A 9,596-nucleotide genomic window follows, 5' to 3' on the forward strand; every position below is an offset into this window, starting at 1 on the left:
GGAAGGGCGGCGGTCTTTACTTTCCGACACGAAAATCCGACGTTGCTCCGTTGAGGCTCTCCGTCCTCCTGGGTCGTCCTCGCCGCGCCACAGGCCGCGCGATTTGCTCCCTGAAAACACGCTAGTGATCGCCAGTGAACAACTCATCCGGCCATACCGTCACGAAACTGCTCGACCGCCTTCAGGAGGGGGAGAGGGAGGCCCATGGCGATCTCTACGACCAGGTTTACACCGAGCTCCGGCAGCGAGCCCACCAGCAGCGGCGGCGGTGGAAAGGCGACCCGACGCTGCAAACGACCGCGCTGGTGCACGAAGCCTACCTCAAGCTCGTCGACCAGGAGGAGCAATCCTGGGAAAATCGGTCGCACTTTCTGGCCGTTGCGGCCCAGGCGATGCGTCACATTTTGATTGACCGGGCCCGGCGGAAGAGGGCCGAAAAGCGCGGTGGCACCGGCTCTCCACTCTCGCTTGAGGAGCTGAAGGAAAAGCTGGGGCGGGAGGCGGCCATGACCGAGGAGGAGGCCGAGGCGTTCGTCGTCCTGGACGAAGCGCTCGACCGGCTAGAAGAGGAGCGCCCGCGGGCGGCACGGGGGGTCGAGTGCCGGTTCTTCAGCGGAATGACGATCGAAGAGACGGCGGAGGCGCTCGGCGTCTCGACGGCGACGGTGAGCCGCGACTGGAAGCAGGCCAAGGCGTGGCTCTACCGCGAGATGAAGCGCATCCGGCAGGGGGACGCAGGGGCGAGCGGGGACCCGGAAGAGGGGGAGAACGAAGGAGAAGCGTGAATGGAGACTAGGTTTGCAGGCAACGTTCCGAGGCGATCTTCCAGGGCGGGAGTGCCTGCGGAACCATGAAACGCGCTTTCCCGAACGGCCCGGTAGGTTCTCCTGAACGTCCAGACGTGCCCTATGTCCAACAACCGCTGGGACAAGGTGGGAAAACTTCTTGAGGAGGTGCGGGCCCTTCCGCCAGGCCGCCGGGCGACCTATCTCAAGGAGCACTGCGAGGAGGACGACCTTCGCCAGGAGGTGCTCTCGCTCCTGGAGACATCTGAGGAGGCGGACACTTTTTTCGGGCGCCTCGAGTCGGCGGTGCCCTCGGAGATGGGCGATGTCGAGACCGAGGCGACCAGGGCCCCGGGGGAGCGCGGTGCCGATCCCCTGGACCTGGAAGGCAAGAGGGTGGAGCACTACGCCGTCGAGGCGCACCTGGGCGGGGGCGGAATGGGCATCGTCTACCAGGCCCGAGACGTCCGGCTCACCCGACCGGTGGCGCTCAAGTTCTTGCCCCCCCGCCTTGCCGACAGCGAGGAGGCCCGGCGCCGCTTTGTCCGGGAGGCCCGATCGGCCGCGAGGCTCGACCACCCCCATATCGCTCGCATCTACGAAACGAGCACGTCCGACCAGGGCCTTCGCTACATCGCGATGGCCTACTACGATGGGGAGACCCTGAAGACGAGAATCGGGCGCGGCCCGCTCCCAGTCCGGAGAGCTCTTCTCTATGCCGAGCAGGTCGCCGGTGCGCTTGCAGAGGCCCACGAGACGGGCATCGTGCACCGCGACGTGAAGCCGTCGAACGTCGTGATCGCCAGCCCCGGAGAGACCAAACTGCTTGACTTTGGGGTGGCAAAGGCGATCAAAGAGACGCGTCTTACGAGGTCCGGGCAGCGTCTGGGAACCGTCAGCTACATGAGCCCCGAGCAGGCGGAAGGCGGCTCCGTGGGGCCCCCTGCAGACGTGTGGGCGCTGGGCGTGGTGCTGTACGAGATGCTTGCCGGGACTCGTCCGTTTGTCGGAGAAGACGAGTTCGCGGTCTTGAAGGCCATCCGGCAGGAGGACCCCGTACCGGTTCGGGAGCGCCGGCCCGGCGTGTCCGCCGAGACCCAGACCACGGCAATGCGGTGTCTGCGGAAGGATCCGGACCAGCGGTACGCCTCCGCAGGCAGGCTTCTCGAAGACATTCAGGCCATTCGCCGGGAGGGCCCGGAGGCCTAGCCGATCCCACTTTCCGTGGGGCGGTCTGGCACGTATCTGGCCCCTGCGGGCGAGCCTCGGACGTTGCGGGGGCATTGGCGGGATGGGGATTCTGCCTACCCTCTCTCTGAACAGCGCGCACCATGACTGTTTTTCTCATCGGCGGCACCGGCTTCATTGGTCGCGCCGTCACTCAGCGCCTCGCCGATGCCGGCCACACCGCCACTGTCTTCCACCGGGGCCGGACGACTCCGGACCTTCCCGACTCCGTCCCCATCCACCACGGTGACCGCGGGGATCCGGAAGCGCTCCGCGACGCGCTTGACACGGCAGCCCCCGACGTGGTTCTCGACGTGATTCCGTACACTGAGGCCCAGGCGAAGGCCCTGACGTCCGTGTGTGCGGGCCGCACCGATCGACTTGTCCTCCTCAGCAGTGGAGACGTATACCGCCAGTACGACGGACTTCGCGGCGCCTCCGACACGCCTCCTGATCCGGTGCCCCTCGCGGAAGATGCTCCACTCCGGACCTCCCGATATCCGTACCGTGGGGCCGATGCTGATTTTGCCTACGCGCACGACTACGACAAAATTCTCGTCGAGGAGCAGGGGCGAGCGGGCACCGTGCCCGCCACTCTCCTGCGGCTGCCGAAGGTGTTTGGGCCCGGCGACAGCGAGCATCACGTCGGGAGCGCGCTGGCCCGCCTGCGGGAGGCCGATGGCGAGCTGGTGCTGAGCGAGCGCGAAGCGCAGTGGCGATGGTCGCGGGGATACGTTACCAACGTCGCCGACGCCATCGCCGCGGCGGTACTCGATCCAGGGGCCGGTGGGCGCACCTACAATGTCGGCGAGCCGGATGCGCTGCCCCAGGCCACATGGCTTCGGCGGGTTGCCGAGGCGGCAGGCATCGATACTGCGATCCGGACGGGGCCCAGGGCTGAACAGCCCGACACTCCCTCCTTCAACTGGGCCTACAGAATGGCGCTCGATACGCGTCGAATTCGTACCGAACTCGGGTTTGCCGAGCCGATCTCGCATCCGCAGGCGCTGGTCCAGACGGTGTCGTGGGAGACCGAATAGCAATCAGGACCTGCACTACCCTCCGTCGACGACGGACCAGTACAGGTCTACGCTCTCCTGGCGCAGGTCCTCAAGGGTGCCGTTGTTCTCGATGACGTAGTCGGCCCGTGTACGGAGCTCGTCCTGGGACAGCTGATGCCGCATCCGGGCCCGAACCTGGTCAGGGGTTACGTCGTCCCGCGCCGTAACCCAGTCAACGCGATCCACGTCCGGGGCCACTACGGCGGCCGTCAGGTCGACGTGCGCGTCCCCACCGGCCTCGAAGAGAAGCGCCGCCTCGTGGACGAGCAAAGGGACCTCTTCCTCGTCCGCCCGTTCCTTCACTGCCTCAAACGCTTCGAACACGTGCGGGTGGACGATGGCATTCAGGCGCCCAAGCTGCTCCGCGTCGTCGAACACCCGGTCGGCCAAGTAGGCTCGGTCCAGCGCGCCGTCCTCGTCGTAGGCCGCTTCGCCGAACGCCTCGACGATGGCGGCCCGCACGTCAGGATTCTCCTGCATGAGCCGTTTCGCCTCAATGTCGGCGTAGAAGACCCGGGCGCCCTGTTCCTCTAGAAATCCACAGACGGTCGTCTTTCCGCTCCCGATTCCCCCGGTCACGCCTAACGTTTTCACAGTGGTGAATTTCGAATGGCACACTTCGCAGCGAGAGACTGCGAGTGTCGACGCCCCCAGCCCGTCGTGCGACACTCACATTTCGACACTGCCCAATTATCCGGGCGGCCAGTCCATACGGCGCCCGCCGAGGAGGTGAAGGTGGAGATGCCAGACCGACTGTCCCCCGTCGTCGCCGCAGTTGATGACCGTGCGGTAGCCGTCGCGCAGGCCCTCCTCCTGGGCCAGGTCCCGAGCCACGATGAAGAGGTGGCCGACAAGGTCCCTGTCTTCCGGATCTAAGTCGTCAAGCGACGGAATGGGCTTGCGCGGAACGACGAGAATGTGCGTCGGCGCCTGCGGATTGATGTCCCGAAAGGCCACGCACCGGTCATCTTCATGGAGAATGTCGGCGTCGGCCTCGCGGTCCATAATCTTCTGGAAGATGGTTTTTTCGGACATGGTCGGTTCCGCAGTCCATGATCAGAACGAAGTCAGAGGTAACGAACGGCTGTAACGTGGCCGCTTTCTCTGCCCCGTAATATACTGGAAGCATCGAATGAATCACAAGGCCTTGGAGGGCCAAACGTCAGCGCCCACAAATGCCACGACGCAGATACAAACCGCCCGAAAACTGTGAAAGGATTGTTGCTCCGAACAACATCAATCTGGGGTGGCCTGTATGAGCGAGTCCACTCAATGACATTTCTCTTTCCTCGTTTCGCCCAATGTCGACGGTCTATATCACCCGCAAGGTCCATTTCAACGCTGCCCATCGGCTCCACAATCCTGATAAGTCGGATGCTTGGAACCGAGAGACCTACGGCAAAGACAACAACCCCAACTGGCACGGCCATAACTACGAGCTGGAGGTGACCGTGGCCGGCGAACCGGATCCCGAAACGGGGTACGTGGTGGACCTCGGCGCGCTGAAGGAGATCGTCCACGAGCGGGTTCTTGACAAGGTGGATCACAAGAACCTGAATTTAGAGGTTGATTTCATGGACGGGGTCATTCCATCCAGCGAAAATTTTGCCATCGCCATCTGGAACGAGCTGGAGGACGCCCTGCCCGCCGGTGAGCTCCACTGCGTGCGACTTTACGAGACGCCCCGCAACTTCGTGGAGTACCGGGGCGAGTAGCCGATCGGCGATGCCTTTTCCTAGTATCTTTCACCATTTCCCTACTCAAAATGGCCGAGAAAAAGATTCAGTCGAGCGGGCTGCGCACCAATGGCGCGCCCGGCATCCCACCGAAGCTCTACGAGCGGCGCGACATCTACGACGAGGATACCTCTCAGGCTCTCGGCGAGCACATCGAGTCGATCCTGGAGATCTTGGGGGAGGATCCCGACCGTGAGGGCCTGGCTGACACCCCGAGGCGGGTGGCCCAGGCCTACCAGTTTCTCATGCACGGGTATGCCCTCGATCCCCGGGAGATTCTCCAACAGGCCGTCTTCGAGGAGGACTACGACGAGATGATTCTGGTAAAGGACATCGAGGTGTACTCGCTCTGCGAGCACCACATGCTCCCGTTTTACGGCAAGGCCCACGTGGCCTACATCCCGGACGGCAAAATCGTAGGCCTCAGCAAAATCCCCCGCACCGTGGAGGTGTTTGCCCGCCGCCTACAGGTGCAAGAGCGCCTTACGCTCCAGATCCGCGACGCCATCGACGAGATCGTTGATCCACTGGGGACGGCGGTCGTCATCGAGGCGAAGCACCTCTGCATGATGATGCGTGGGGCCGAGAAGCAAAACTCGGCGACGACGACCAGTTCTGTCAGCGGCGAGTTCGACAACCATCCTACTCGCGACGAGTTCATGCGTCTCATCGGCGCTACCGAGTAGGCAACTGCGAACTGCGTGCGTCGAGGGGCGAATTGGACGAGCACGCGCGATTCGCCCGTCCCCCTCGACGAGCGTCCCAATTCGAGATTCAACGATGATTGTCGTCGTTACGGGTGCGAGCCAGGGCATCGGGCAGGCCATCGCGGAGGCGTTTTCGGCCCGGGACGGAGCGAGGATTGCGCTGGTTTCCCGGACACGGTCGAAGCTTGAGCAAACGGCCGAGTCGTGTCGGGAGCGCGGTGGCGAGCCCCTCGTGGTGCCGACCGACGTGACCGACGACGCGGCGGTGGCCGACATGGCCGAAGCCGTGCGGGACGAATGGGGCGTGCCCGACGTGCTCGTAAACAACGCCGGGGCCTTTACCTACGCCCCCCTCGACGAACTGACGCTGGAGGGCTTTCGGGACCAGATCGACGTCAACCTCACCGCGGCCTTCGCCGTCACACAGGCCTTCCTGCCCGCGATGCGGGCGCGGGAGTCGGGGCACCTCTTCTTCATGGGGTCGGTGGCATCGATCATGGCGTACCCCGGCAATGCCGGCTACTGCGCCGCCAAGCATGGCCTCCGCGGCCTCGCCCGGGTCGTCCGCGAGGAGACGAAGGACGAGGGCCTCCGCGTGACCACGGTGCTCCCGGGCGCCACCGACACGCCCACCTGGGCGGGCGCCGACATTCCTAGCGAGCGGTTCATGGCCCCGGCGGACGTGGCCCGGTCCGTCGTCGACGCCTACCACCTCTCCGACCGCACCGTGCTTGAAGAGCTTCTCCTCCGCCCGCAGGAGGGAGATGTTTAGGAACAGGCCTGGGTTCCTCACGAAAGCATCTGTATGAGCTCAGTTGAGTGGTAGGCTGTAAGTTCGGTCGGGGCAAAGTCCGACTCGTTCCGGGTCACAATTCCTTCTGCCCCCGCCGACAGCCCCGCTTCCGCAAGATACATATTCTCGAAGTCCGTGTCGGACTCGTAGTCGAGTGCCCGATTTAGCACGGAGCGCCCCATAGGCGCCAAATCCATGAGTTGGTTCAGGTCCTGGACCAGAGGGCGCGGATCGGTGTCGTACACGTCCGTGCCGAGATACCAGAGGGTGCCGAGCGAAAGTGGTGCCAGCACGCTATCGAGTCGATCCTGCTCGACAACGTGGATGAGACGGACCGCCTCTCGGTGATACGGTCGGCCACGCACCGCCGCATCGACCAAAACGTTGGTGTCGAAGAGAATCCGCATGTTGCTTGCGGTGGCGGAAGCTGTGGTGACATGCAGATCATTTATGCTTTCGACGCGCCGCCTCGACTACGGCCCGACGATCGGCCTCCTTCGAAGCTCCGTGATCAGAAGCGTCCGAAACAGAGCCCAAGGCCCCCGCGATCCGATGGGTGACGGGTCCGCGCTCCTCGGACGGAGACGGAGGACCATCACCATCAGTGGATGCAGCCCGACCGCTTTGAACCTCAGAGCCTGTGTGCTCGGTCAAGATCCGGAAGTACGCTTCGACCAATCCGGAGAGGCTCTCTCCCCGCTCTCGGGCAAGCCGCTTGGCGGCCTCTTTCACGTCCTCGTCGATGCGAAGTGTCAGTTTAGACTTCATGGCACCCGGGCAATGATACGTCAATTGACGTGTTGATCAGACGTACATGTCGACCGGAAACTGGTTTCCTGTTACGGATCGTCCGAGAGCCGCTCCTCCGGCAGCCACGCCCACTTCAGCGTGCCGGAGACAAGTGTCGTGTCGTCGTCGGGTGCCGTCAACGTCACGTCCACCTCAATTTGGCCGAGGGGCCGGGACTGGATTTGGGTGCCTTCGTCGTCGGTGAGGGTCGCCTCGGCCCGCACCGCGCTCCGGGCAAACTCATCGAACGAGAGGCCCATCGTGCGCAGCAGGGGCGACGACCCATCCGGTACGTTGAGGGCCACGACGAGCCCCGTTGCCGTTTCGGCCAGCAGGGCGAGCGCCGCGGCGTGCAGCCCCTCGAGGTGGTTCCGCAAGCGCCGTTCGTCGTCGAGCCGAACGGCCACGCGGCGCGGCGTGTACGCCTCGATGTAGCACCCGGCGGTATCGACGAACGGGATGACCTCGCCAACGGCGTTTGTCACGAGGGGACGCCGGAGGCGAGGCGGAACATCCGCGTACCGGTTGGCGATCTGAACAAACGGATTTTTCGACGACATCGGGCAGGCCGGTTGTGAATCGAACAGTGGATTACAGGCCGAAGAGCCCCCTAAACCAGTTCTCCGTAACATCTGAGGGGGCCGTTCACACGGAACGGTAGACGGCAAACGCCGTCTGCGACGCAGGGTCAACGGGCCGTCTGGTCTTGACCGCCGTCAAGATCGGGCGGCCTGTTTTTTGTCTGTGTCCGTTTTGTGAGCCACTTTCTCCCGACTGCACTTCACGATTACGCAACGCCCCGGAGAGACGTGGCCTCTCAATGAACGTACCGGGCCGCGGCTCGTATGTAGGTCACGTTGTTAGCGACCTTCAGGTCCGTCACAAATTCCAGGACCCATCGTATGTCCGGTCCGTCGCTCACAGAAACTGCGCTCGATGAACTAGAGCGTCTTATCGTCGAGAAGATGCCGATCACCCAGCATCTGGAGTTCGAGCTTGCCGCGGACGAGGAAGGACGACTACGGACTTCCGCGCCGCTGAAGCCCAACGCCAACCACATGGGCAGTGCCTTCGGCGGAAGCCTCAGCATGCTTGCCACTGTTACAGGATGGGCAATGGTCCACCAGGTCGTGCAGGACGCGATGGAGGACATGCGACACCAGGTGGAGGTGATGATCCAGGAGAGTGACATCGAGTACCTGCAGCCGATCTACGAAAACATTTCCGTCGTCTGCGAGCCCCCGGACGAGGACACTCAGGAACGATTCCGGAAGATGTTGGATCGGTGGGGTCGCGCACGGATCGAGCTCGAGTGCAAGATCAACGCGGCCGGCGAGCGGGCCGTCACCTTCTTCGGCCGGTATGTGGCTCTAGCCAAGGGTGAAGGCACGGGGGACGGAGCCGCAATCCCGCTCTCTGAAAACGGTCAGGCTGGGACGCCCTAGCGCAGCATCTCTTCGTACATCCGGTACGGCGGTTCGGTCATCCCCAACTCCTCGTACGCCTCCTGGGCCGCCGTATTGTCGCGCTCCACGTAGAGCCGAAGGCCACACACGCCCGGTGTCTCGCGGGCACGCCGCCGCACGCCACGATGCAGTGCCGTGTAAACGCCTTCCCGCCGGTCTTCGGGACGCACGTAGACGCTCTGGATCCACCAGAAGTCGCCGTTGCGCCAGTCGCTCCACTCCGTCGTGATCATGAGCGATCCTACAATCGCCTCATCACGCTCTGCGACAAGATAGAACGCCTGCTCTGGCTTGTCGAACACGGCACGTACGCCAGCACGCACTGTGTCGGGATCGAGGGTCTTATCCTCTGTCTCCTCGGCCATCGCCTCGTTGAAGCGGACGAGGGTCTCGGCGTCGTTGGTCGTGGCACGGCGGAGAGTTAGGTCGTCCGGCATGGGGGCATCACTCCGTTCGTTGACTCAGCTCATGTGATCGGGGACGTCTCCGGAATTAGTTCTCCGCCGACTCGGTTTCTCCTGCCCCTGGGGTCTTACTCACAAGCGTTCGCGGTTTTCGGCCAAATCTCATCACTGATCGTCTGTCGGGCACAAATGCGCCTCGACGGCTGGCCGACATTGCGTCAGAGGAAGCTACCGACTCGCTTCGACCAATCGACCATGCCGAAACGGCCCTCACCCCACCTCCCGATCCTGAATCCTGGATGCCTGCTCTTTCGGATCGGTGACGCTTCCTGAAAACACAGCTCCGGCCGCGGTTCTTGGGGGTTCTTCTTGTGCTGTTCGCGGTCCGGTCCGGGACGCAGAGCAGCTGTGCCGGAAGTGGACGGCGAACTCTGAGGAAGGCCTGTGCTGTGATGTAAAGTATGTGCGGTGCCTTCAAAATAAGCTTCTCCCCAAAAAAGCAGCAGCTTCGTCGCTCTGAGCTTGACTCAGAGCCCCTCTGACGATCGCCGAGCCCTCCCCGTTGGCTGGGTGGGCTCCAGACCGAGTCTGGAGCGACGATGGAGTTCGTTCCTGACGGCCGGAGACG

The 9,596-nt window shown here is 63.5% G+C and carries 13 protein-coding genes; 7 read left to right on the plus strand and 6 right to left on the minus strand.

Features of this window, described 5'->3' with window-relative positions; translation table 11 throughout:
• The first annotated feature begins 134 nt into the window (after positions 1 to 134).
• The 3 genes from ABEL04_RS12830 to ABEL04_RS12840 all read left to right on the plus strand — a co-directional run bounded on the left by ABEL04_RS12830 (position 135) and on the right by ABEL04_RS12840 (position 3,052).
• Positions 135 to 785, plus strand: a complete 651-nt coding sequence (locus tag ABEL04_RS12830; RefSeq protein WP_375802788.1) for an ECF-type sigma factor — start codon at positions 135 to 137, stop codon at positions 783 to 785.
• A 123-nt stretch (positions 786 to 908) separates the two neighbouring features.
• Positions 909 to 1,994, plus strand: coding sequence for a serine/threonine-protein kinase (locus tag ABEL04_RS12835; protein ID WP_375802789.1), 1,086 nt, complete (start codon positions 909 to 911; stop codon positions 1,992 to 1,994).
• 122 nt (positions 1,995 to 2,116) lie between these two features.
• A complete protein-coding gene (locus ABEL04_RS12840; RefSeq protein WP_375802790.1) occupies positions 2,117 to 3,052 on the plus strand; it encodes an NAD-dependent epimerase/dehydratase family protein in 936 nt (311 codons plus the stop codon).
• A 15-nt stretch (positions 3,053 to 3,067) separates the two neighbouring features.
• Here ABEL04_RS12840 and coaE read toward each other — a convergent pair whose 3' ends face one another.
• Together coaE and ABEL04_RS12850 are read right to left on the minus strand one after the other, a co-directional pair.
• Complete coding sequence (gene coaE / locus ABEL04_RS12845) at positions 3,068 to 3,667, minus strand: dephospho-CoA kinase (RefSeq protein ID WP_375802791.1); 600 nt, start codon at positions 3,665 to 3,667, stop codon at positions 3,068 to 3,070.
• A gap of 96 nt (positions 3,668 to 3,763) precedes the next feature.
• On the minus strand, positions 3,764 to 4,108 hold the full coding sequence (locus tag ABEL04_RS12850) for a histidine triad nucleotide-binding protein (protein WP_375802792.1): 345 nt from the start codon (positions 4,106 to 4,108) through the stop codon (positions 3,764 to 3,766).
• 266 nt (positions 4,109 to 4,374) lie between these two features.
• Between ABEL04_RS12850 and ABEL04_RS12855 the strand changes: the two genes are divergently transcribed.
• The 3 genes from ABEL04_RS12855 to ABEL04_RS12865 all read left to right on the plus strand — a co-directional run bounded on the left by ABEL04_RS12855 (position 4,375) and on the right by ABEL04_RS12865 (position 6,288).
• Positions 4,375 to 4,788: a 6-pyruvoyl tetrahydropterin synthase family protein gene (locus ABEL04_RS12855; RefSeq protein WP_375802793.1), complete on the plus strand. Its 414-nt coding sequence runs from the start codon at positions 4,375 to 4,377 to the stop codon at positions 4,786 to 4,788.
• Positions 4,789 to 4,838: 50 nt separating this feature from the next.
• Positions 4,839 to 5,495, plus strand: coding sequence for a GTP cyclohydrolase I FolE (gene folE, locus ABEL04_RS12860; RefSeq protein ID WP_375802794.1), 657 nt, complete (start codon positions 4,839 to 4,841; stop codon positions 5,493 to 5,495).
• A gap of 94 nt (positions 5,496 to 5,589) precedes the next feature.
• Positions 5,590 to 6,288, plus strand: a complete 699-nt coding sequence (locus ABEL04_RS12865) for an SDR family oxidoreductase (RefSeq protein ID WP_375802795.1) — start codon at positions 5,590 to 5,592, stop codon at positions 6,286 to 6,288.
• A gap of 17 nt (positions 6,289 to 6,305) precedes the next feature.
• Here ABEL04_RS12865 and ABEL04_RS12870 read toward each other — a convergent pair whose 3' ends face one another.
• From ABEL04_RS12870 to ABEL04_RS12880, 3 genes are all read right to left on the minus strand, one after another.
• Complete coding sequence (locus ABEL04_RS12870) at positions 6,306 to 6,716, minus strand: type II toxin-antitoxin system VapC family toxin (protein WP_375802796.1); 411 nt, start codon at positions 6,714 to 6,716, stop codon at positions 6,306 to 6,308.
• A 37-nt stretch (positions 6,717 to 6,753) separates the two neighbouring features.
• Entirely contained in the window at positions 6,754 to 7,077 is a 324-nt protein-coding gene (locus ABEL04_RS12875) for a DUF6364 family protein (RefSeq protein ID WP_375802797.1), read from the minus strand.
• A 71-nt stretch (positions 7,078 to 7,148) separates the two neighbouring features.
• Positions 7,149 to 7,658 carry a DUF4442 domain-containing protein gene (locus tag ABEL04_RS12880; protein WP_375802798.1) on the minus strand — a complete coding sequence of 170 codons (510 nt, stop codon included), beginning with the start codon at positions 7,656 to 7,658 and terminating at the stop codon, positions 7,149 to 7,151.
• Positions 7,659 to 8,000: 342 nt separating this feature from the next.
• Here ABEL04_RS12880 and ABEL04_RS12885 point away from each other — a divergent pair, with 342 nt between their 5' ends.
• Positions 8,001 to 8,543 (plus strand): YiiD C-terminal domain-containing protein, encoded by a 543-nt coding sequence (locus ABEL04_RS12885; protein ID WP_375802799.1) that lies wholly within the window; start codon positions 8,001 to 8,003, stop codon positions 8,541 to 8,543.
• Here ABEL04_RS12885 and ABEL04_RS12890 read toward each other — a convergent pair.
• Positions 8,540 to 9,001, minus strand: coding sequence for a GNAT family N-acetyltransferase (locus ABEL04_RS12890; RefSeq protein ID WP_375802800.1), 462 nt, complete (start codon positions 8,999 to 9,001; stop codon positions 8,540 to 8,542). The two genes, ABEL04_RS12885 and ABEL04_RS12890, sit on opposite strands and share 4 nt — an antisense overlap.
• Positions 9,002 to 9,596: the final 595 nt, after the last annotated feature.

It is taken from the genome of Salinibacter sp., from assembly GCF_042218895.1.
Classification (GTDB): domain Bacteria; phylum Bacteroidota; class Rhodothermia; order Rhodothermales; family Salinibacteraceae; genus Salinibacter.

What these genes read in the sequence shown, in the direction of transcription:
- ABEL04_RS12835 (WP_375802789.1), top strand. Translation starts at nt 909, where the DNA reads ATGTCCAACAACCGCTGGGACAAGGTGGGAAAACTTCTTGAGGAGGTG.
- ABEL04_RS12840 (WP_375802790.1), top strand. Translation starts at nt 2,117, where the DNA reads ATGACTGTTTTTCTCATCGGCGGCACCGGCTTCATTGGTCGCGCCGTC.
- ABEL04_RS12850 (WP_375802792.1), bottom strand. Translation starts at nt 4,108, where the DNA reads ATGTCCGAAAAAACCATCTTCCAGAAGATTATGGACCGCGAGGCCGAC.
- ABEL04_RS12855 (WP_375802793.1), top strand. Translation starts at nt 4,375, where the DNA reads ATGTCGACGGTCTATATCACCCGCAAGGTCCATTTCAACGCTGCCCAT.
- folE (WP_375802794.1), top strand. Translation starts at nt 4,839, where the DNA reads ATGGCCGAGAAAAAGATTCAGTCGAGCGGGCTGCGCACCAATGGCGCG.
- ABEL04_RS12865 (WP_375802795.1), top strand. Translation starts at nt 5,590, where the DNA reads ATGATTGTCGTCGTTACGGGTGCGAGCCAGGGCATCGGGCAGGCCATC.
- ABEL04_RS12870 (WP_375802796.1), bottom strand. Translation starts at nt 6,716, where the DNA reads ATGCGGATTCTCTTCGACACCAACGTTTTGGTCGATGCGGCGGTGCGT.
- ABEL04_RS12875 (WP_375802797.1), bottom strand. Translation starts at nt 7,077, where the DNA reads ATGAAGTCTAAACTGACACTTCGCATCGACGAGGACGTGAAAGAGGCC.
- ABEL04_RS12880 (WP_375802798.1), bottom strand. Translation starts at nt 7,658, where the DNA reads ATGTCGTCGAAAAATCCGTTTGTTCAGATCGCCAACCGGTACGCGGAT.
- ABEL04_RS12885 (WP_375802799.1), top strand. Translation starts at nt 8,001, where the DNA reads ATGTCCGGTCCGTCGCTCACAGAAACTGCGCTCGATGAACTAGAGCGT.
- ABEL04_RS12890 (WP_375802800.1), bottom strand. Translation starts at nt 9,001, where the DNA reads ATGCCGGACGACCTAACTCTCCGCCGTGCCACGACCAACGACGCCGAG.